The sequence below is a fragment of the Vibrio sp. Vb339 genome, from assembly GCF_902751245.1.
GTDB lineage: Bacteria > Pseudomonadota > Gammaproteobacteria > Enterobacterales > Vibrionaceae > Vibrio > Vibrio coralliirubri.
Genome location: NZ_CADDIS010000006.1, coordinates 170124 through 191584, shown reverse-complemented (window position 1 = coordinate 191584; position 21461 = coordinate 170124). Strand labels below are relative to the sequence as shown.

General features: G+C 45.4%; 18 protein-coding genes and 1 pseudogene. 12 read left to right on the top strand and 7 right to left on the bottom strand.

Annotated features, from left to right (window positions below; translation table 11 throughout):
* Nucleotides 1-11: 11 nt before the first annotated feature.
* The 5 genes from rsgA (at nt 12) to HRQ85_RS21465 (ending at nt 7054) form a co-directional block, all read left to right on the top strand.
* Entirely contained in the window at nt 12-1067 is a 1056-nt protein-coding gene (gene rsgA / locus HRQ85_RS21485) for a small ribosomal subunit biogenesis GTPase RsgA (protein WP_017061306.1), read from the top strand.
* 125 nt (nt 1068-1192) lie between these two features.
* Nucleotides 1193-2104 carry an archaetidylserine decarboxylase gene (asd, locus tag HRQ85_RS21480; RefSeq protein WP_172380572.1) on the top strand — a complete coding sequence of 304 codons (912 nt, stop codon included), beginning with the start codon at nt 1193-1195 and terminating at the stop codon, nt 2102-2104.
* A 308-nt stretch (nt 2105-2412) separates the two neighbouring features.
* The gene (locus tag HRQ85_RS21475; RefSeq protein WP_017061303.1) at nt 2413-3828 is read left to right on the top strand and encodes an SLC13 family permease; all 1416 of its coding nucleotides are present in this window, start codon (nt 2413-2415) and stop codon (nt 3826-3828) included.
* A gap of 296 nt (nt 3829-4124) precedes the next feature.
* Nucleotides 4125-6005: a methyl-accepting chemotaxis protein gene (locus HRQ85_RS21470; protein WP_172380571.1), complete on the top strand. Its 1881-nt coding sequence runs from the start codon at nt 4125-4127 to the stop codon at nt 6003-6005.
* A 161-nt stretch (nt 6006-6166) separates the two neighbouring features.
* Entirely contained in the window at nt 6167-7054 is an 888-nt protein-coding gene (locus HRQ85_RS21465) for a DMT family transporter (RefSeq protein WP_172380570.1), read from the top strand.
* A gap of 95 nt (nt 7055-7149) precedes the next feature.
* Here the strand turns inward: HRQ85_RS21465 and epmA are convergent, their stop codons facing one another.
* A complete protein-coding gene (gene epmA, locus HRQ85_RS21460; protein WP_172380569.1) occupies nt 7150-8121 on the bottom strand; it encodes an elongation factor P--(R)-beta-lysine ligase in 972 nt (323 codons plus the stop codon).
* Nucleotides 8122-8572: 451 nt separating this feature from the next.
* Here epmA and frdA point away from each other — a divergent pair, with 451 nt between their 5' ends.
* Genes frdA through frdD form a run of 4 tightly spaced genes read left to right on the top strand, consistent with a single transcriptional unit; the run spans nt 8573 to nt 11944 of the window.
* On the top strand, nt 8573-10396 hold the full coding sequence (gene frdA, locus HRQ85_RS21455) for a fumarate reductase (quinol) flavoprotein subunit (RefSeq protein WP_172380568.1): 1824 nt from the start codon (nt 8573-8575) through the stop codon (nt 10394-10396).
* Nucleotides 10396-11160, top strand: coding sequence for a succinate dehydrogenase/fumarate reductase iron-sulfur subunit (locus HRQ85_RS21450; RefSeq protein WP_009847917.1), 765 nt, complete (start codon nt 10396-10398; stop codon nt 11158-11160). The genes frdA and HRQ85_RS21450 overlap by 1 nt, the downstream gene beginning before the upstream one ends.
* 1 nt (nt 11161) lies before the next feature.
* Nucleotides 11162-11545, top strand: coding sequence for a fumarate reductase subunit FrdC (frdC, locus tag HRQ85_RS21445; RefSeq protein WP_172380567.1), 384 nt, complete (start codon nt 11162-11164; stop codon nt 11543-11545).
* A 12-nt stretch (nt 11546-11557) separates the two neighbouring features.
* Entirely contained in the window at nt 11558-11944 is a 387-nt protein-coding gene (gene frdD / locus HRQ85_RS21440) for a fumarate reductase subunit FrdD (RefSeq protein WP_017067166.1), read from the top strand.
* Between the two features lie 285 nt (nt 11945-12229).
* On the opposite strand, the gene efp is transcribed toward frdD, so the two are convergent.
* Nucleotides 12230-12796, bottom strand: a complete 567-nt coding sequence (efp, locus tag HRQ85_RS21435) for an elongation factor P (protein ID WP_019822013.1) — start codon at nt 12794-12796, stop codon at nt 12230-12232.
* A gap of 33 nt (nt 12797-12829) precedes the next feature.
* Here efp and epmB point away from each other — a divergent pair, with 33 nt between their 5' ends.
* The 3 genes and pseudogenes from epmB to HRQ85_RS21420 all read left to right on the top strand — a co-directional run bounded on the left by epmB (nt 12830) and on the right by HRQ85_RS21420 (nt 15005).
* On the top strand, nt 12830-13852 hold the full coding sequence (gene epmB / locus HRQ85_RS21430; protein ID WP_172380566.1) for an EF-P beta-lysylation protein EpmB: 1023 nt from the start codon (nt 12830-12832) through the stop codon (nt 13850-13852).
* A gap of 13 nt (nt 13853-13865) precedes the next feature.
* A pseudogene (locus HRQ85_RS21425) lies at nt 13866-14411 on the top strand (prepilin-type N-terminal cleavage/methylation domain-containing protein).
* Between the two features lie 105 nt (nt 14412-14516).
* Nucleotides 14517-15005, top strand: coding sequence for an MgtC/SapB family protein (locus HRQ85_RS21420; protein WP_048607785.1), 489 nt, complete (start codon nt 14517-14519; stop codon nt 15003-15005).
* Nucleotides 15006-15101: 96 nt separating this feature from the next.
* On the opposite strand, the gene HRQ85_RS21415 is transcribed toward HRQ85_RS21420, so the two are convergent.
* The 5 genes from HRQ85_RS21415 to HRQ85_RS21395 form a co-directional block, all read right to left on the bottom strand.
* Nucleotides 15102-16580 (bottom strand): sensor domain-containing diguanylate cyclase, encoded by a 1479-nt coding sequence (locus tag HRQ85_RS21415; protein WP_122082575.1) that lies wholly within the window; start codon nt 16578-16580, stop codon nt 15102-15104.
* A 237-nt stretch (nt 16581-16817) separates the two neighbouring features.
* Complete coding sequence (locus HRQ85_RS21410; protein ID WP_017068001.1) at nt 16818-17375, bottom strand: VC2662 family protein; 558 nt, start codon at nt 17373-17375, stop codon at nt 16818-16820.
* Between the two features lie 629 nt (nt 17376-18004).
* Nucleotides 18005-19651, bottom strand: coding sequence for a chaperonin GroEL (gene groL / locus HRQ85_RS21405; RefSeq protein WP_172380565.1), 1647 nt, complete (start codon nt 19649-19651; stop codon nt 18005-18007).
* Nucleotides 19652-19844: 193 nt separating this feature from the next.
* Nucleotides 19845-20135 (bottom strand): co-chaperone GroES, encoded by a 291-nt coding sequence (locus HRQ85_RS21400; protein ID WP_017061289.1) that lies wholly within the window; start codon nt 20133-20135, stop codon nt 19845-19847.
* Nucleotides 20136-20317: 182 nt separating this feature from the next.
* The gene (locus HRQ85_RS21395; RefSeq protein WP_172380564.1) at nt 20318-21442 is read right to left on the bottom strand and encodes an LPS O-antigen chain length determinant protein WzzB; all 1125 of its coding nucleotides are present in this window, start codon (nt 21440-21442) and stop codon (nt 20318-20320) included.
* Nucleotides 21443-21461 lie beyond the last annotated feature (19 nt).

The window sequence follows — 21461 nt, the reverse complement described above, 5'->3', positions numbered from 1 at the left end:
AGTGAAAAATTGTGGCTAAAAAAAAGAAGTTAACCAAAGGTCAAGTACGTCGTGTACGTAGCAACCAGAACAAGCGACTCAAGAAAGAAGATTCTATCCAATGGGATGAGAACATGCTTGGCGGAACCAAAAGCGGACTCGTGATTACGCGCTTTGGCCAACATGCTGATATCGAAGATCTTGAAACTAACGAAGTTCATCGTTGTAACTTACGCCGTAGTATCGAGACTTTAGTTTCTGGTGACCGAGTGACTTGGCGCGCAGGCTTAGAATCCATGGCCGGTATTTCTGGCGTTGTGGAAGCGGTTGAACCGAGAACTTCAATGCTGACTCGCCCTGATTACTACGATGGCCTAAAGCCGGTGGCTGCGAACGTCGACCAAATGGTTATCGTTTCGGCTGTGCTACCAGAGCTATCACTTAATATTATCGACCGTTACCTAATTGCTTCAGAAACAGTGAACATCGCACCGCTTGTTGTGCTGAACAAGGTCGATCTACTGACTGATGAGCAGATTGCTGAATACCGTGAAACACTTAAAGAGTACGAGAAGATCGGCTACAAAGTGATGTTCGTGAGTAAAGAGTCTGGCTACGGCATCAAAGAGCTTGAAGCTGAACTCAAAGACCGTATCAACATCTTTGTTGGTCAGTCGGGTGTGGGTAAATCAAGCCTAGTGAATGCATTAATGCCAACGCTAGACATTGAAGAAGGCGAAGTCTCTGAGAACTCAGGTCTTGGTCAGCACACAACCACGGCAGCTCGTTTATACCACTTCCCTTCTGGTGGTGATCTGATTGATTCACCAGGAGTACGTGAATTCGGCCTATGGCACCTAGAAGCCGACGAAATCACTGAAGCCTTTATCGAGTTCAAGCCTTACCTTGGCGGTTGTAAGTTCCGTGACTGTAAACACATTGATGACCCAGGCTGCATCTTGCGCGAAGCGGTAGAAAACGGAAAGATCAGTCGATTACGTTTCGACAACTACCACCGCATCATTGAAAGCATGGCGAGTAACAAAGATAACCGTCAGTATTCACGCAACAAAAAAGCCGATCTCTAATCGCGTTTTTGTGAACAAATGTGTGCATTTACTGACAATTGGCGCGAAGTTAAGTAACATCTCGCGCCCTAAACCGTCATCGACAGATTTAATTGAAAAACAATTAGCATTGGAAAATTAATACAATGGATAAGATTAAAGTTGGATTGCAGTACTGGATTCCACAACATGGATTAACTCGCCTAGTCGGCAAACTTGCGTCTGCTAAAGCGGGCAGCTTAACGACAGCGATCATCAACTGGTTCATCAAGCAATACAAAGTGAACATGGATGAAGCTCTGCATAGCGATCCAAAACACTTTAAAACATTCAATGAATTCTTCGTGCGTGAATTGAAAGAAGGCATGCGCCCTATCGCTGAAGGTGAGTCTGTTATTGTTCACCCTGCAGATGCACGTGTAAGCCAATTTGGCCCAATTACTGACGGTCAACTGATTCAAGCGAAAGGCCATAACTACTCAGCTCGCGAGCTATTGGGTGGTGATGCTGCGCTAGCGGATGAGTTTATAGACGGTGAGTTCGCAACACTTTACCTGTCTCCAAGTGATTACCACCGCGTGCACATGCCATGCGACGGCACGCTGCGCCAGATGATCTACGTTCCAGGTGACCTTTTCTCAGTTAACCCGTTAACGGCAGAGAACGTTCCAAACCTATTCGCACGCAATGAGCGTGTAGTGTGTATCTTCGATACTGAATTTGGCCCAATGGCACAAGTGCTGGTTGGCGCAACGATCGTAGGCAGCATCGAGCAAGTATGGGCGGGGACCATCACGCCACCTCGTGGTAACTCAGTTTACAAATGGGATTACCCTGCACAAGGTGACAAAGCTATCATCTTGAAGAAAGGCGAAGAGATGGGCCGCTTTAAGCTTGGTTCAACCGTTATCAACCTGTTCGCTAAAGATGCGATCAAGTTTGACGACACGATGCAAAATGGCGAGAAAACGGTTCTTGGTACACCTTTCGCGCACATTGCTAGTAAAGAAGTTGAGACTGAAACTGTTGATTCAGCTGAGAACACAGACCAAGCGTAACTCTCAGAGTTAATTCATTAAGCTTTCAAGGCGCGTTACTATTTCTATATCAGAGAAGAACGCGCCTTTTTCTTAGCTCTACCGATTCATTTGCTACTCAAGCTCTAACAACCCAAGCTTTCAAACCCTGCCCAGCCTACCTGCTGCTTCTCACTCTTGCCTCTAATTGCTCAGATAAAAGATTGACCAAAAACAAAACAACTGTCGAAACCTTAAACAACTTTTCGATTTTACAACCCGTCTCCAAGTACCAGAAATCCAGATAACTTACTCTATTTGAAGATATTTTATTCATAGGGTCTTTGTACATGCCTAAACTCAATGTTGGCGTTCTGGTCAAGCTGTTGATTTGTTTTGCGATTCCCTTAGGCGTGTTATTCATGCCAATTGATTCAATACCAATCGATGATCTCACGCTGATTCAACACCGCTTATTGGCGATATTCTTATTAGCGGCTCTGTTATGGGTGCTTGAACCTGTTCCGGTATTTGCCACTTCCATTTTGATCATTGCGCTTGAATTGGTAATGATTTCTGACAAAGGCTTACACCTATTTAGAAATCCACCAGCGGGGCACGATCTCGGTGAGTTAATCAAATATACCGACATCTTCGGTGCATTTTCGTCGCCAATCATCATTCTATTCATGGGTGGTTTTGCCCTTGCGATATCCGCATCCAAGTACGAACTCGATAACAACTTAGCTCGAGTGCTACTCAAACCATTTGGTACAGAACCGCGCTTCATCATGCTGGGTTTAATGCTGATCACCGCCGTGTTCTCGATGTTCATGTCGAATACTGCAACGACGGTAATGATGCTTGCGCTGCTCGGTCCGATCGTAGCTTCTGCACCAAAAGGCGATATGGGGATTAAGGCGCTCGTATTGTGTATTCCAATTGCTGCCAACACCGGTGGTATTGCGACACCCATCGGTACACCACCCAATGCCATCGCGCTGCAATACCTAACGGGTGAAAACACCATCGACTTCCTTAGCTGGATGATGATGGGCTTACCCTTTGTGATCATCCAACTCACCATCGCTTGGTTTCTTCTACAAAAACTCTTCCCTTCTAAAGAAAGAAACATGGTACTCAAGCTCGATGGACAATTCAGAAAGAGTTGGCGAGCGATTGTTGTTTACATCACCTTCGCTGCGACAATTTTATTGTGGATGACCACCAAACTGCATGGCATGAACACCTATGTCGTGTCTATCATTCCACTGGCTGTGTTTACTCTGACTGGCATCATGGGCAAAGAAGAGCTCAAGCTGATCAACTGGGATGTGTTGTGGCTGGTCGCAGGGGGTATTGCGATTGGTATCGGCCTTGATAAAACAGGCTTAGCCGCTGCACTCGCACACGCGATTGACTATGAATCGCTGTCACCGGCGGCTGTGGTACTGACGTTATCTATTGTGTGTTGGTTAATGGCGAACTTCATGTCAAACACTGCGACTGCCAACTTGCTGATGCCTATAGCCGCTGCGATTGGTGCTTCCATGGAAAGCCTAGTTGCGATTGGTGGCCTGCAAGGCTTGCTGGTTGTGGTCGCCTTCTCTGCGTCACTTGGTATGATTCTGCCAGTATCGACACCACCAAACTCACTGGCCTACTCGACCGGGCTTATCGAAAGCAAAGACATGGCGAAGATGGGCATCATCTTAGGTATTGTGGGCTTGCTGATGGTTTACCTCGCGTTGTTCATCATCACCTAAAGACGTTAAACGATCACCCTTACTCAGGACTAAGGCGCTAAATGTAAATTTAGCGCTGATTAGCGCTATATCACGGATAATTACCAGAACAAGTAATTGATTTTTAAATCAATTACTAACTGTGATTTTACTTCACTGTTTTACAAAAAGCAGAGTAAATATATTTAGAATTTATGATTTCAAACACATTCATTCCCCGGTAGACAGCGGCACTATACACGCATCAGAGACACATCAATTCACCATCAAGTACGTCACTGTAGTTAGGTTTTTGTCTAATAAGAGAGGAATAGACCTTGAGACATACTATTAAATTTAAAATTCAGATCGCAATTGCGGTCATTATTGCCGTCGTGAGTGGCACTCAAGCCTGGATATCGGTTAATCAACTGACTCAAGAAACTGAAGTCGCGATCAACCAAGAAATGAAAAATGTCAGTGCTGGCACCACGAATTATATTGCCGATTGGCTCTCTACTCGCAGCGATATGATGCTTGCTAATGAGCCGACCATTTCGAGTAACAGTAACTCTGACCGTGAGTTACTCATCACCAAACAAGCCGGACAATTCTTGTCTGTTTATGCAGGATTCAGCGATGGCTCTATCGCTTATGGCGACAAAGGGGAAGACTGGCCAGCAGGCTACGACCCGCGCACCCGCCCTTGGTATAAAGATGCCAACGCAACATCAGACCTCATCATTACTGAACCTTATCAAGACTTTGACGGCAGCATTGTCATCAGCTTTGCAAAAGCATTCAACGGTGAAAGACAAGGTGTCCTCGCGGCAGACCTAACTGTAACCAGCATTATCGACACCGTACTCAACGTGAAACTGGATAACGATGGCTTTGCGTTTTTAGTCGACGGTAACAACAACATCGTTGCCTACAGTGATGAAGAGCTAAGTCAGAAACCACTGACCAGTTTGAACCCTGAGCTAACGGCCAATAAGGTGTCACAACTGATCCAAGGCCAAATGATCACCACGCTAACTTGGCCTGGCCAAGGGGATAAAATGGTCTACATTGCCAACGTCCCGAATACCGACTGGTCGTTAGGTATTGTTATCGATAAAGAAATGGCGTTCTCTGCGGTATCTGACGCGATTCAGTTCATCTCCCTGACCTCTTTGATGTTGTACATCGTGATTTCGATTGCGAGCACAATGGTGATCAACCGACTACTTTCCCCATTACAAACCTTATCAGAAGCACTGACTCAGCTTGCTCAAGGCAGAGGCGACCTCACTCAACGCATTGATATCACACGCATGGATGAGATAGGTAAGCTTGCTGAGCTTGTAAACCAGTTCTTAAGCCAAATGCAAAGCATGTTAAAGGGCGTTATTGAACACAGCCACGATTTAAACAATCATGCAGAGAAAGCCAATCAACTGGCTACCCAATCATCCATTCGAGTTGAGAATCAGCAAAACGATATCAATCAAATAGCGACCGCGATTCATGAGATGTCGGCTACGGCAACAGAAGTGGCGAGCCATGCCGAACTGACTGCATCTGCTTCTCAAGCGTCAGCCACCGCTTGTAACGAAGGCCAAGAGGTTATTCAACAAAACCGCGATGCGATTACTGGTCTTGCAACTCAAGTTGAAGACGCAGCCAATGTTATCCGAGAACTGGAAAACAACGCGCAAAGCATCAATCAAATCCTTTCCACCATCCAAGGCATTGCCGAACAAACCAATCTATTGGCGTTGAATGCCGCGATTGAAGCGGCGCGAGCGGGTGAACAAGGTCGTGGGTTTGCAGTTGTCGCCGATGAAGTGCGAGTGCTCAGCCAAAGAACGCATGGCTCGACCGAAGAAATCCGCGTGATGATTGATACGCTGCAGAAGAATACCGAACATGCCGTTGAAAGCATGACCACCAGCACCCAACTGGCAGAGAACAGCGTTGGCTTCGCAGAACAAGCTCATGGCAGCCTCACTAAAATCACCCAGGCGATCACTGAAATCAACGATATGGCGCTACAAATAGCGAGTGCTGCAGAAGAGCAACGCGCAGTAAGCGAAGACATCAGTCGCAATACGCAAGGGATCAAAGATGCCTCCGACGATCTTGCACAACAAGCTGAAAGCAGCCGCAATAGCTCAAATGAAATGAGTAGCGCTGCTGAGTCGATGCGCCGAGATGTGGAGCGCTTTAAGGTTTAACTCATCTCAAGCAACATAAGTTAAACCTCACCCCGAGCGGCAGGTGACGTAAACCGATAACTGAAACAAAGTGACTCTTTTCATAAGAATCACTTTGTTCTCAGTCCGGTTTAATGCATATTGATGAGCTAATTTATCCCAGACACAAGGATGTTATTCAGATGGGATTCGAATGGTTGGCTCTTGCTGCCGCTTTTCTTTGGGCCATCGCGAGCCTGATGTCAGTAAAGCCTGCTCAACACTTAGGTTCTTTCGCCTATAGCCGTTGGCGCATGGGTTGTACCGCTATCATCTTATCGAGCATGGCTTGGTTTACCGGTGGTTGGTCAACGGTCGAAGCTGACCTCGTCACGCCGATGATGCTGTCTGGCCTGATTGGCATCTTCATTGGTGACACCGCCCTATTTGCTTGTTTGAATCGAATGGGACCGCGCCAAGCAGGTTTGCTGTTCTCTTGTCACGCCGTGTTCTCGGCGATTCTTGGTTACTTCCTGTTTAGTGAAAGCATGACTTCGGTTGAGCTGATTGGCTCAGCTTTGGTGTTCAGTGGTGTATTAACCGCTATATTCTTTGGTCGTCGAGGACAAGCCAACAACCAACTCGAAACCATCAAGGGCACACTGTGGATTGGTGTAGCTCTCGGAATCACTGCCGCAATTTGCCAAGCATTAGGTGGGATCATCGCAAAACCCGTGATGCAAACCAGCATAGACCCTGTTGCCGCTTCAGCAATTCGTATGATCACCGCTTTTGTTGCTCACTCCGCATTTCGCTTAACGGGCGCCAAGCTCTCACGCGCAATCAACCCGATGAATGGTCAAATATTCGCGATTACCGCAGTTAACGGATTTTTAGCGATGGCGGTGGGAATGACGCTGATCTTGTATGCGTTGCAGGAAGGCAATGTCGGTATGGTTGCTCTGTTATCTTCAACCACACCGATCATGTTGTTACCAATACTTTGGCTGTACACCAAACAGAGACCAAATGCCTACGCTTGGATCGGTGCCATTGTTGCCGTTATTGGTACTGGTATCCTAGTAAGATAGTGGTACAGGTATTCTGGTCAGCTAGTAAAGCTGTTTGGAAGCTGAGAGTGAATAGCTAATGACTATTCACTCTCAATAAAAACAGAAGAAAAAAGCTAAGAGCGTGGGAAAGGAAAAGCTGTCACGTCATCGATGTGGTCGTAGCCCAGCGCCAGCATGATCAAACGATCAATACCTAAAGCAACACCCGCACAGTCTGGTAAGCCCGCTTTTAATGCCTCAATCAAGTGATGGTCAATCGGTTGAGGCGATAAGCCCATCTCAATGCGTTTGGCATTGTCATCTTCAAAGCGCTTGAGCTGCTCTTGTGGTTTGTCTAACTCATGGAAGCCGTTTGCTAACTCGATGCCTTTGAAATACACCTCAAAGCGATCCGCCACTCGCGAATCCTCAGGATTAATCTTAGCCAATGCCGCTTGTGAAGCCGGAAAGTCATAAACAAACGCTGGCACTTGTTGCCCTATCTTTGCTTCCACCCCAATACTAAACAGCAACTGCAGTAAGGTATCACGGTCTTCTTCTGGATCTGCAATGTCGCTGAGCCCAAGTTTTGCTGCGGCTTGCTTTAGGGTATCCATCGAATCTTCCAGTGGACACACACCTAACACATCAATAAAGGCTTGTTGATATGTCATTCGCTCTGCTGAGCCCGATTTAAGTACCTGCTGTAACAGCAAATCCATTTCATCCATCAGGTCATGATGATCAAAACCAACGCGATACCACTCCAACATGGTAAACTCAGGGTTGTGATAACGGCCGTTTTCTTCATTACGGAAAGATTTACAAATTTGATAAATACAGCCACTGCCTGCCGCTAATAGACGTTTCATATGAAACTCAGGGCTAGTCATAAAGAACAGTGGCTGACCGTGCGCATAACCCGGCCCTACGAATTCAGTTTTGAAAGTATGTAAATGCACGTCCGTCACCGTGGCGTGGCTCATCGCCGGCGTATCCACTTCCATCACGTTTCGCTCAGCAAAGAACTGACGAATTTGATTAAGGATATCAGCACGTTGCTTTAACTGTTTAATGGTTGCGGCCGGTTGCCATGTAGAGTGCATTATTGAGTTCCATATTACTGAATTCTAGGCGACGAAAATTACCACCTTTCATCGCTTTTGTAAGCTTCTATCTTTCTCTTCGTGAAAGCAAAATGTTGTTTTAATGAAGCCAGAAAATTACGTTCTACAATACAATTATCAATACAGCTTTCACATCAACATTGATAACAAAAATCATACTCAACAAGCCGTTAACACCCGTCCTGTGGGTTAATCGTTATCAACAATTCATTGCCGTGATTGCAGTCACATAACCTATAATTTCTATGCCTCCATATGCATTACCGACCTAAAAACCCAAATGCATCAACTTTTCGAATACCTTCCTCTCTTACACTGAACCTACCACTTAAGGCTTAGGGGCGCTAAATGGTTCCTACGATTTAGAACCTCCTAAATAGGCTTTTTATAATAACAAGCGGAATACTCCGCATCACACTGGAGAATAACTGTGAAGACAATTACCACAGATATCGCAGTCATCGGCGCAGGCGGCGCTGGTCTTCGTACAGCAATTGCAGCAGCTGAAGCTAATCCTGAATTGGAAGTTGCACTGATTTCTAAAGTTTACCCAATGCGTTCGCACACGGTGGCAGCAGAAGGCGGTTCAGCAGCGGTAATTAAAGACGAAGATAGCCTAGATAACCACTTCAACGATACTGTTGGCGGTGGCGACTGGCTATGTGAACAGGATGTTGTTGAATACTTTGTTGAAAACTCGACTCGCGAAATGATCCAAATGGAACAATGGGGCTGCCCATGGAGTCGTAAAGAAAACGGTGAAGTAAACGTACGCCGATTCGGCGGTATGAAGGTAGAGAGAACGTGGTTCGCAGCGGATAAAACCGGCTTCCACATGCTTCATACTCTGTTCCAGACTTCGATGAAGTACGACACAATCAAACGATTTGATGAGTACTTTGTGGTGGATTTGCTCGTTGAAGACGGCGAAGTACAAGGCCTAATCGCGATTCACATGTCTGAAGGTGAGCTTGTTACCATCAAAGCGAAATCTGTTGTTCTAGCAACCGGTGGCGCAGGTCGTGTTTACCACTGTAATACCAACGGCGGCATCGTAACTGGCGACGGTATGGCAATGGCTTATCGCCACGGTGTACCACTGCGTGATATGGAGTTCGTTCAATACCACCCAACGGGCCTACCGGGCACTGGCATCTTGATGACCGAAGGTTGTCGTGGTGAAGGCGGTATCATCGTCAACAAGAACGGCTACCGTTACCTGCAAGATTACGGCATGGGCCCTGAAACTCCAGTGGGCGAGCCGAAAAACAAATACATGGAACTGGGTCCACGTGACAAAGTTTCTCAAGCATTCTGGCACGAGCAGCAGAAAGGTAACACCATCAAGCACCCACTTGGTGATGTCGTACACCTTGACCTTCGCCACCTTGGTGAAGAGTACCTGCAAGAGCGTCTACCGTTTATCTGTGAGCTAGCAAAAGCGTACGTAAACGTAGACCCAGCAAAAGAGCCAATCCCAATTCGTCCAACCGTTCACTACACCATGGGTGGTATTGAAACTAACGGTACCTGTGAAACTCGCATTAAAGCCCTATTCGCCGTTGGTGAATGTGCTTCAGTTGGCCTGCACGGTGCAAACCGCCTAGGTTCTAACTCTCTGGCTGAGTTCGTGGTATTTGGCCGCGTAGCCGGTGAAGAAGCAGTGAAACGCGCTGCTGAATTCAAAGGCTGGAACGAAGAGTCTATCGCTAAGCAAGTGAAAGCGGTTGAAGATCGCATCGCAGGCATCTTGGCTCAAGAAGGCGACGAGAACTGGGCTGATATCCGTACTGAAATGGGTCACACCATGGAAGCGGGTTGTGGTATCTACCGTCAAGAAGACTTGATGCAAAAGACCATCGACAAAATCACTGAACTGAAAGCTCGCTACAAGAAGATCAGCATTAAAGACAAAGGCCAAGTGTTCAACACGGACCTACTTTACGCTATCGAAGTCGGCTACGGTCTTGAAGTTGCTGAAGCGATGGTTCACTCAGCGATCCTTCGTAAAGAGTCTCGCGGTGCGCACCAACGTCTAGACGACAACTGCACAGAACGTGATGACGTGAACTTCCTGAAACACTCTCTATCGTTCTACAACGAAGATGCAGCACCAACTATCGACTACAGCGGCGTTAAGATTACTAAATCTCAACCTAAAGCTCGTCTGTACGGTGAAGCTGCAGAGAAAGCCGCTGCCGCTGAAAAAGCAGCAGAAGAGAATGCTAAGAAGAGCGAAGAGGAGCAAGCATAATGTCAGCGAATCGAATCCAGAAAATTGAAATCCTGCGTTATGATCCTGAGCACGATGCAGAACCTCACTTTCAAACCTTTGAAGTGCCATTTGATGAAACCATGTCAGTACTTGATGCGATCGGTTACATCAAAGACAACCTAGATAAAGACCTGTCTTACCGTTGGTCTTGTCGTATGGCGATTTGTGGTTCTTGCGGCATCATGGTTGATGGCGTGCCAAAACTGGCGTGTAAGAGCTTCTTACGTGATTATCCAAACGGCTTCAAAATTGAACCATTGGCTAACTTCCCAATCGAGAAAGACTTGATTGTCGACATGACGCCGTTCATCGAGCGCCTTGAAGCGATCAAGCCTTACATCATCGGTAACGACCGTAAGCCAGAAGACGGCACTAATATCCAAACTCCAGAGCAAATGGCGAAGTACAAACAATTCGCTGGCTGCATCAACTGTGGTTTGTGTTACGCAGCGTGTCCTCAGTTTGGTCTAAACCCTGAGTTCATCGGCCCTGCGGCACTTGCTCTTGCTCACCGCTACAACCTAGATAGCCGTGACAATGGTAAAGCTGAACGTATGAAGCTTATCAATGGCGACAATGGCGCTTGGGGCTGTACGTTTGTAGGTTACTGTTCTGACGTATGTCCGAAGAAAGTAGACCCAGCAGCGGCAGTAAACCAAGGCAAAGTTGAGTCTTCAATGGACTTCGTTATCTCGATGTTCAAGCCTGATGGATCGCAAGTAAAAACAGCAGAGGAGGCATAATATGAGCAATCGTAAGCCTTATGTTCGTGAGATGAAGAGAACGTGGTGGAGCAACCATCCGTTCTACCGCTTCTACATGCTACGTGAAGCGACTGTACTGCCTTTGATTCTATTCACTCTGTTCCTAACCTTCGGTTTGGGTGCACTAGTAAAAGGCCCTGAAGCTTGGGTTGGTTGGTTGAGCTTTATGGCCAACCCTATCGTCGTTGGTATCAACATCGTGGCACTGCTAGGCAGCTTGCTGCACGCTCAGACCTTCTTCAGCATGATGCCTCAAGTAATGCCAATCCGCCTTAAAGGCAAATTGGTTGATAAAAGAATCATCGTACTGACCCAGTGGGCAGCAGTGGCTTTTATTTCTTTAATCGTTCTTGTTGTGGTGTAAGGAGCTTTCGTTATGAACACAAATTACAAAGTAAAACCTGTTAACCACAACCCACAACGCTCTGATGAGCCAATCTGGTGGGGCCTATTTGGTGCTGGCGGTACTTGGTTCGCGATGATCACACCCATCACGATTCTAGTGTTAGGTATCTTAGTGCCGATGGGCATCATTGATGCTGACGCAATGAGCTACGAGCGTGTGTCTGAATTTGCCACCAGCATTATCGGTGCCCTATTCATCATCGGTACGCTAGCACTGCCAATGTGGCACGCAATGCACCGTCTTCACCACGGCATGCACGACCTTAAGTTCCACGTCGGCGTTGCGGGTAAAGTTGGCTGCTACTTCGTTGCAGGCCTAATCAGCGCGTTATCTGTTATTTTCATCTTTATGATTTAAGAGATAAAAGCAGATTCGAGATTCGGGTAAACGAGTATCGAAGAGCTTAAGAGCAGATGCGGGATTCGAGTAATCGAGTGTCGAAGAGCTTAAGAGCGAAAGACTAGAAGCAGAGCAGGGTTATCTTGTTCTGCTTTTTTGTTGCTTGTCGAACCTCTTATCCTCTAACTCACTCTTGATCTTCCTGCTTTTCGTATCTCGTATCCCGCATCTCGCTTACTCGTATCTGCGTTTTAAATACAAAAAAAGGCCGCCTAAGCGACCTTTTCAGATACTTGAAGTAAATTACTTCACACGACCAACGTATTCGCCAGTACGAGTATCAACTTTAACAACTTCACCGATTGCGATGAATAGAGGTACGCGAACTACCGCGCCTGTTGCTAGAGTTGCAGGCTTACCACCAGTACCTTGTGTGTCGCCTTTAAGGCCAGGATCGGTTTCAGTTACTTCGATCTCAACAAAGTTTGGTGGAGTTACTGTGATAGGGTTATCATTCCACAACGTTAGAGTACAAACGTCATTTTCAACTAACCATTTTGCAGAGTCAGCAACTGCTTTTACGTCTGCTGCGATTTGCTCAAATGTTTCGTTGTTCATGAAGTGGTAGAATTCGCCATCGTTGTATAGGTAGCCTAGTTCAACGTCAACAACATCTGCAAGCTCAAAGCTTTCGCCTGATTTGAATGTTTTCTCTAACACTTTGCCTGACAGCAGTTTACGAAGTTTTACACGGTTAAACGCTTGGCCTTTACCTGGCTTAACGTATTCATTGTCGATAATTGAGCAAGGCTCGTTATCTAACATGAATTTTAAACCGCCTTTGAATTCATTGGTGCTTACTGACGCCATGATTTTCTCTTCCACATCTTTGAGTTAATTTCAATGCCGCATATCATAACCCGAAAAGTCGAATCTGTTGAGCAAAACTGGCTCAAACAACTATCGAATGCGATCTCTGACCCGACAAAACTGCTTGAGGCATTGGAAATAGACCCAACACCGTGGCAAGCAGGCTTTGCTGCTCGTGAGTTATTTGCACTTCGGGTACCTCTTAGCTTTGTCGAACGAATGGAAAAAGGCAACCCACACGATCCATTGCTACGACAGGTTTTACCGCTAAGCGAAGAGTTTGAGGTACACCAAGGCTATTCTGCTGATCCACTGGAAGAGCAAGAGAACGCAATTCCGGGCTTACTGCACAAATATAAAAATCGAGCATTGATGATTGTAAAAGGCGGTTGCGCAATTAACTGCCGCTACTGCTTCCGTCGTCACTTCCCTTATCAAGATAACAAGGGCTCGAAGTCTGTTTGGCAAACCAGCCTAGACTATGTGGCTGCTCACTCAGAGATCAACGAAGTTATCTTGTCGGGTGGCGATCCACTGATGGCAAAAGATAGCGAACTAGAGTGGCTGATTCATGCTATCGAACAAATCCCACATGTGAAAACCGTTCGAATTCATAGCCGATTACCGGTTGTAATTCCCGCTCGAGTAACAGATGAATTGTGCCAATTGTTAGCTCAAACTCGCCTTAATGTGGTGATGGTGAGCCATATTAACCATGCCAACGAAATCAACCTAGAGCTCAAACAAGCCTTCCACAAGCTTAAGTTAAGTGGTGCAACTCTGCTCAACCAAGGTGTGATGCTTAAAGGTGTAAATAACAGCGCTAACTCATTGAAAGAATTAAGCGAAAAGCTATTCGATGCCGGCATTTTACCTTACTATATGCATGTACTTGATAAGGTTCAGGGCGCTGCTCATTTCTATATTTCAGATGAAGAAGCGAAGCATCACTTTAAGGAGTTAATCTCTGAGGTCTCTGGCTACCTAGTACCTAAGTTAACCCGTGAGATTGGTGGACGCAGCAGCAAAACACCACTCGACCTACACATTGAATAGAGAAGTTGTATCAATGAAACACAATACCTCAATTGATCCACCAGCAATCACATCTCAACCAGCGCTTAAGTTCAGCTCAAAAGGTTTCACCATCATCGAGCTGGTCGTGGTGATCGTGATTCTAGGTATTGTGTCAGTCACCGCAGCTTCTAAGTTCCTCAACCTTCAAACTGATGCGCGCATCTCTACATTAAATGGCCTCAAAGGCGGAATGGAGGGTGCAAGTGCTATGCTTTATGGTAAGACATCGGCATTAGGCTTAGATAAAGCAGCGAGTGCGTCAGTGAATGTTGAGGGTGACGATATATTGGTCGCTTACGGTTACCCTGCAGCGATGAACGATCAAACTTGGTCAATGCTTATCGAATCCACGTTCTTGGATGCAGTTTGAGATACGGGCAGAGCTGACTGGTTCTTTACCAACACTGACGCGAACGATGGCATTATTCTTTATGCGCCTTCGAGCCGAAAAAATCAGGCTGATAACTGCTACCTTGAGTACCAAGAAGCGACGGAGACCACGACACCTGTCTTCACCTTAACAACAGACGGCTGCTAGACTTTACGTCACCTTTATCAATCGTTAAGACAAAAAGTTTTTGTTCGATCGTCCGGTCTATTATTAGCATACTCGGCTCTATTCTAAATTTTTAGGAGGGGTGATATGACACAATTTATAGAACAAACTCTCAACCTTGCCCCCTTTAGCTGGGCAGGCCTTGCAGTATGTATGCTGTGTGGTTCGTTAATCGGTATCGAGCGACAAACACGCGGTAAACCAGTAGGGATCAGGACATCGATTCTGATCATCAGTGGTACCTATTTCTTCCTTACTATGGCGATTAGCCTTTCCCCTAACACGCTCGATCAAGCTCGTGTGCTTGGTCAGATCATTACTGGGGTTGGTTTCCTTGGCGCTGGGGTAATGATGACTCTGGATGGAAAGATTCATGGTGTCACTTCAGCCGCGATTATCTGGGTGCTCGCTGCATTAGGTATGATGATCGCACTTGGTCACCTTTCCCAGTCGGTCATTATTACGCTAATGGCGCTAGTGATTCTGCTTGGTGTCGATAAAGTGGAAAACAGCTTCCAAAGCCTACGCCGTGGCGTTCACCAAAAGTGGATGAGAAAAGGTCGCGTGAAGAAGTAGCCTCTCACCTTGAATGAGATCTACTAGACACAATTCCTTAGAGACAAAAAAAGAAGCCTAGTCAAACGACTAGGCTTTGAGTTTTTACCAAAGCGCTTAATACACCTGAATACACACCTGATTCTTACCCGCAGCCTTTGCCTTATAGAGCTGCTCATCAGACGAACGAATACTCTGGTTTTCCCACAAGTGCCCGACACTATCGAACTTATACAAAGAGTAAAGCGTCGCGCCGCCAGACACAGAAATACTAATCTTGTCACCCGTAGGGCATCGATAACTCTGCAGGCTGATGTCGTTTTGAATTCGCTCAAAGATCGATGAAAGTAACTCCGACGACTCACCCGTAATCGCAACAACAAACTCTTCGCCACCAAATCGAGCCACGATATCTTGCTGCCTAACGCTGTTCAGCATCAACCGAGCAACATGGCAAATCACCTCATCCCCAACTTTATGGCCATGCTGATCATTAACGACTTTGAAATCATCAATATCAAACACGCCAACACCAATAATCGGCTCCTCATCCTGGGCCAGTAATCGAGCCTCAAAACCACGTCGATTCAGCAAGCCCGTTAATGGGTCGCGCATTGCAAGGTCATTTAGACGCTGGTGCTCTTGTCTTGTATAGAAGCGCCATAGCCATAAAACCGAGAGCAGATACAAAACCAACAGTATCGAAAGCTGAATCTTCTCCATCTCCAACACATGCAGAAAGTGCTCGCTCTTATCTTCTTCAATACTCAGATATAGCTGGGTGTCAATGTCGTCAACGTACAGAGGCTTGGAATAGGTAAAGTCCATAAACCCATATTTGTTTGCGCCTCGCGTACTGGTGACTTTGTAGCCATGGGTAGGATTCGATACTAGGTTAGATACATAGCCATCGACACCTAATACCCCTTTAAACTCACCATTGACGTAGATTCCTTTGGTTAAGGTCACCACTTTCTGACCAGTAAGGTAGTCATCATATTGGCCGGTATACACCACTTGGTCTTGCCCTTGAGCTAAGCCAAAGCGAATCGTATTCACCCAATAAGGCCTGCTATTTACAACCGAATCAAAGGTATCGCCCTTAATGTAACTGGCAAAGTCAGAAGGCGAAGAGATAATGAACTTCTCTTTTGAAATGAAATAAATCGCAGAAATGGTATCGATGGTATTAGCAAAATAAGCCATGGTCGGCGCGATGAACAGGCGCTTACCCGCTTCAGTATAAAGGTCCGATTTCGGGTTGCACATCTCGCGAGGGCCAGAGAACATAAAATCAAAACGAGGGGCATGTTGCTCCTCACTGGTGAAGTAGCACGTCTCACCTTCGATCTTTTTGTCATGCGAGAATACGTAGGTATCCCCATGCAGTGGATAAAGCGCAGTGATGTTGTACTCAAGCGCATTTATGATCTGTGTGAGCTCCGCTAAAGAGCGCGTCACGCCTTGGTTTTCCATTCCATACTGTTTATCTGATTCTTCCGCTGAATCAACGAGCAACAAGCTCAAAACTACTAAAAAACTGGCGGTCAGGCCTAAGAAAGCCTTTTTAAAATCGACGGTATGGTGGTTAATCAAAGCATATAAATCATCATTAGGAATTTATCGCACATTGTACTTATAAATTTAAACATCGCAACAACAAATATAAAACAACATGCTTATTGGGTAATTTGAAAAGTTTATCGTAGAAGTGGAATTGAATGTAATAACGCCCAAACAAGGGTTTAGGCGTTGATAGGCTTAGCGTTTAAAAGCTAATGCACTAACTGAACGTTGCTCGCCAATGGTAGAACCAAAGGCTAAACGACAGCGTTATTTAGCAAAGTTTACAATCGGGAAGCACGGGAAGAAACCGTTGTCAGCACAGTTGATCAGACCAACCTGTACGCCTTCGATTTTGTTGGTTTTGTTGAAGATACCAACCTGAACCGTAGACACTTCTGAAAGGTTCGCGGCACCAACATCAACCATAGTGTTACCTTCTGAGTAGTTGACGAAACTCACGTTCGCGCCTTTCACATCATTAGTAATGTTCACAGCACCAAGGTTAACACCGGTTGTTTTACCCGTATTCCAGTTGAAGAAACCTAGAGATGCACCGGTCATTTCTTGGTTCACTTTTGATGCACCAAAAATACCAAGGTTCACACCTGTGGTCGTTTGCGTCTCAGACATACCAACAACGGCAAGATCGACACCTTTAAGGTCGTTTACTTGTCCGTGAAGCAGAGCCAAACGCACACCGCCAACCGCATCTGAATCAGGTGCGTTGAAGCCATTAATTGTTGAAAACATAACAGGCGAAGAAGCGAATGCCGCTGGTGCCATTACTGCTGCAGACACAGCAAGTACTGAAAGTAGTTTTTTCATTGGGGGAGTCTCCACTGACTTATTGTTCACTTGATTAATCCATTTTTAATCAAGCATTTATTGTCCTTTATTAAACAGCTATCCATGTTAAATCAATGTCATAACTGTACTGTTGAATATAAGCTGCTAAATCATAAAGAGCAATATAAAGAAAGGGATACGGTGAGAGGTAAGAGTAGCGATCTAGGCCCATGTTTCTATTTGAAGGTTGTAAAGATTCCCTATCACGCTCGTACCTCGCTGTAGGGAATGACGAGACACAAAATCACTCAAGCAATAACAACCGTCATTCCAGAACTGAGGGACGAAGTATCTGGAACCTCAGAACACAACACCCTCAAATGCTTATAGGCAAAGCAGATTCCCTATCATACTCGTGCCTCGATGTAGGGAATGACGATACACAAAATAGCTTAGACAATAACAACCGTCATTCCAGAACTGAGGGACGAAGTATCTGGAATCTCAGAACACAACACCCTCAAATGCTGATAGCTAAAGCGGATTCCCTATCACGCCCGTGCCTCGCTGTAGGGGATAACGATTTCAAAACATAAAAAAACGGAGACCGAGGTCTCCGTTTTCTAAAGCTTATGTATGGCTCTCTCTGTTACGAGAAAGGGGGATGATTACATCATACCGCCCATGCCACCCATACCGCCCATGCCACCCATATCAGGCATAGCAGCAGACGCATCTTGAGGCTTGTCTGTGATCATCGCTTCTGTCGTGATCATAAGACCAGCAACTGATGCAGCGAACTGAAGTGCAGAACGAGTTACCTTAGTTGGATCTAGGATACCCATTGCAATCATGTCGCCGTATTCACCCGTAGCCGCGTTGTAACCGTAGTTACCTTCGCCAGCACGAACGTTGTTAGCAACAACAGACTCTTCATCACCTGCGTTCTTAGTGATTTGACGAATAGGCGCTTCCATTGCACGTAGTGCAACGCGGATACCTACATTTTGCTCTTCGTTGTCGCCTTCAAGGCCAGCAACTTTAGAGGCAGCGCGGATAAGTGCAACACCACCACCAGCAACCACACCTTCTTCAACTGCAGCGCGAGTTGCGTGAAGTGCATCTTCAACGCGGTCTTTCTTCTCTTTCATCTCAACTTCAGTCGCAGCGCCTACTTTGATTACTGCAACACCGCCAGCTAGTTTAGCTACACGCTCTTGAAGTTTTTCTTTGTCGTAGTCAGACGTTGCATCTTCGATTTGTTGACGAATTTGAGATACACGACCTTTGATCATCTCTTCATTACCCGCACCATCGATGATGGTTGAGTTTTCTTTAGTGATCGTAATACGCTTAGCTTGACCTAGGTCTTCTAGCGTTACTTTCTCAAGGTCTAGGCCGATCTCTTCAGAGATAACCGTGCCACCCGTTAGGATAGCGATGTCTTGCAGCATAGATTTACGACGGTCGCCGAAACCAGGTGCTTTAACAGCCGCTACTTTAACGATGCCACGCATGTTGTTCACAACAAGAGTTGCTAGCGCTTCGCCTTCTACATCTTCAGCAATGATAAGAAGTGGACGAGATGCCTTAGCAACCGCTTCTAGAGTCGGAAGAAGTTCACGGATGTTCGAAACTTTCTTGTCGATTAGAAGAATAAATGGGCTTTCTAGATCAACAGAACCGGCTTCTTGGTTGTTGATGAAGTAAGGAGACAGGTAACCGCGGTCGAACTGCATACCTTCAACTACGTCTAGCTCGTCTTGCAGAGCCTGACCTTCTTCAACCGTAATTACGCCATCACGACCTACTTTTTCCATCGCTTCAGCAATGATGTTACCTACTGTCGAATCAGAGTTCGCAGAGATAGTACCTACTTGAGCGATAGCTTTAGTATCAGAACATGGAACAGAAAGGCCTTTTAGCTCTTCAACCGCTGCGATAACTGCTTTGTCGATGCCGCGCTTAAGATCCATTGGGTTCATACCAGCAGCAACGGCTTTTAGGCCTTCAGTGATGATTGCTTGAGCAAGAACTGTTGCTGTAGTAGTACCGTCGCCCGCCGCGTCATTCGCTTGCGAAGCCACTTCTTTAACCATTTGTGCGCCCATGTTTTGGAACTTGTCTTCAAGTTCGATTTCACGTGCAACAGAAACACCATCTTTAGTGATCGTTGGTGCGCCAAATGATTTGTCTAGAACAACGTTACGGCCTTTAGGACCTAGCGTTACTTTTACCGCGTCAGCCAGAACGTTTACACCTTCTAGCATTTTAATACGTGCGTCGTTACCAAATTTAACGTCTTTAGCAGCCATCTTTATTTCCTTTAAATTCTTGTTTGTTGTTGGCTTTCATCTTCATCATTCTGAGGAGCAACAATGAGAAAATTCAGTATTCTCTCATCATTAGCTGCTTCAGATTCCCTATCTCGCTCGTGCCTCGCTGTAGGGGAATGACATTTAGGTTCTATCGAAAATGAAAGCTATCTGATTATGGTCGGAGTGTGGATTACTCAACGATCGCCATGATGTCGTTTTCAGACATGATCAGAACTTCTTTGCCGTCGATTTTTTCAGACTTAGTGCCGTAGCCTTCAGCAAAGATAACAGTGTCGCCAACTTTAACGTCCAATGGTTGTACTGAACCGTTTTCTAGAATGCGGCCTTTGCCAACAGCTAGAATTGTACCGCGAGTTGATTTTTCAGCGGCAGAACCAGTTAGAACGATGCCACCAGCAGATTTAGATTCAACTTCTTGGCGCTCAACGATAACTCGGTCGTGTAGAGGACGGATATTCATCGGTCGTATCTCCTGATAATTTCCATTTAATTTGATAGTTGCCACGATTGGCATGGGGTTACCCAATATGTTGGGGCGATGTGGAAGAACCCAAGGGGGAAAGAGACTTTTTGTGAGGAAACTCAAACAACAATGGATGTAAAAAGAAAAATGGCTAGTGAGTCACACTAGCCACTTGAAACTTAATCTTCTTTTCTAAACGCAAATCGTATGAGAACTATCGCTACACCCAACATACCACCTAGTAATGTACCAAGAGCGACAATCAAAGCACGCTTAGGTTTATCTCGAGTTATCGGCTGCTCAACACTTTCTAAATAACGGAATGTCTGAAACTCTACAGTACGATCGATTTCAAGGTTGTTTAGCATATCTAACTTTGCATTAATCTGTTGTAGGCGAGGTTCAATAACACTTAGGTTTTTAACTGATTCTAAAGCTTTAATTTTTGCATCTAAGCCCTTAGAACCTAAACTAATGCTAAACAGTTCATTTTCATTGCCATTTTGAATAGGTTTTTCTACTCCTGCAGACTTGGCTATTTGGGCTGCATATTTTGTTCGTTCAGTTTCAACTAACAACTGATTGTTTGCCTGACTTTCTAAAATTCGTTTTTGTTGAATTAACTCATTGCGCTTGCCATTCACGACAGCTCGTAGGTTATTAAATGCATCTTCATGAACTTTTAATTCTGTAGTAAAAATATAAGCTGTTAACAAGTCGAAACTACTTTCCTTAGACGCTGTTTGAAAGCTAATAATATATGGTGAATTACGATCCGTTTGAGCGACTTTAGAAGCCGAAAATCTGTCAAACCACTCAGCATATAAGGCTCTAACTTCATCAGCTTCCATATCAGATGTGCCAACATCTATCGAGTTTTTAAATTCTTGAAAATCAACACTACTACCTAAAAAAGATCTCTTATTATTAGTTGAATTAAAGACATTCACAAAGCGTTGGAACAACACCTCAGAATCAGCCAAACCATCTAACTCTTGACTGACAAGGACTGTGCCATCCTCTTGATAGATATCGAAAACAGGTTGAAACTGCCTCACTTGCTGTTGATATGCAGCTAAATCTTGAGGTTGCGCTGCTGTGATTTTAGCATTAGAAGACCACCATTCTTGAGCTAACAAAGCAAACCCAATACTACTAGCAGTAAAGAAAGCAGTAACTAATATGACAATTAATTTACCGTTCCACAAAGCATTAAAAAGCTCTCTCAAATCAATATCATCGCTTGTTATATGTATCGGTGGAATTTGCGGGGAGTACGGCTGTGGTTCTGTCTGCTGCTTCACTGTAAATCTCTCAAAATAT

Coding starts and splice junctions, on each gene's coding strand:
- frdC (WP_172380567.1), top strand. CDS start 11,162: ATGAGCAATCGTAAGCCTTATGTTCGTGAGATGAAGAGAACGTGGTGG.
- HRQ85_RS21420 (WP_048607785.1), top strand. CDS start 14,517: ATGACACAATTTATAGAACAAACTCTCAACCTTGCCCCCTTTAGCTGG.
- groL (WP_172380565.1), bottom strand. CDS start 19,651: ATGGCTGCTAAAGACGTTAAATTTGGTAACGACGCACGTATTAAAATG.
- epmB (WP_172380566.1), top strand. CDS start 12,830: ATGCCGCATATCATAACCCGAAAAGTCGAATCTGTTGAGCAAAACTGG.
- HRQ85_RS21410 (WP_017068001.1), bottom strand. CDS start 17,375: ATGAAAAAACTACTTTCAGTACTTGCTGTGTCTGCAGCAGTAATGGCA.
- HRQ85_RS21400 (WP_017061289.1), bottom strand. CDS start 20,135: ATGAATATCCGTCCTCTACACGACCGAGTTATCGTTGAGCGCCAAGAA.
- efp (WP_019822013.1), bottom strand. CDS start 12,796: ATGGCGTCAGTAAGCACCAATGAATTCAAAGGCGGTTTAAAATTCATG.
- epmA (WP_172380569.1), bottom strand. CDS start 8,121: ATGCACTCTACATGGCAACCGGCCGCAACCATTAAACAGTTAAAGCAA.
- HRQ85_RS21450 (WP_009847917.1), top strand. CDS start 10,396: ATGTCAGCGAATCGAATCCAGAAAATTGAAATCCTGCGTTATGATCCT.
- frdD (WP_017067166.1), top strand. CDS start 11,558: ATGAACACAAATTACAAAGTAAAACCTGTTAACCACAACCCACAACGC.
- HRQ85_RS21475 (WP_017061303.1), top strand. CDS start 2,413: ATGCCTAAACTCAATGTTGGCGTTCTGGTCAAGCTGTTGATTTGTTTT.
- HRQ85_RS21465 (WP_172380570.1), top strand. CDS start 6,167: ATGGGATTCGAATGGTTGGCTCTTGCTGCCGCTTTTCTTTGGGCCATC.
- asd (WP_172380572.1), top strand. CDS start 1,193: ATGGATAAGATTAAAGTTGGATTGCAGTACTGGATTCCACAACATGGA.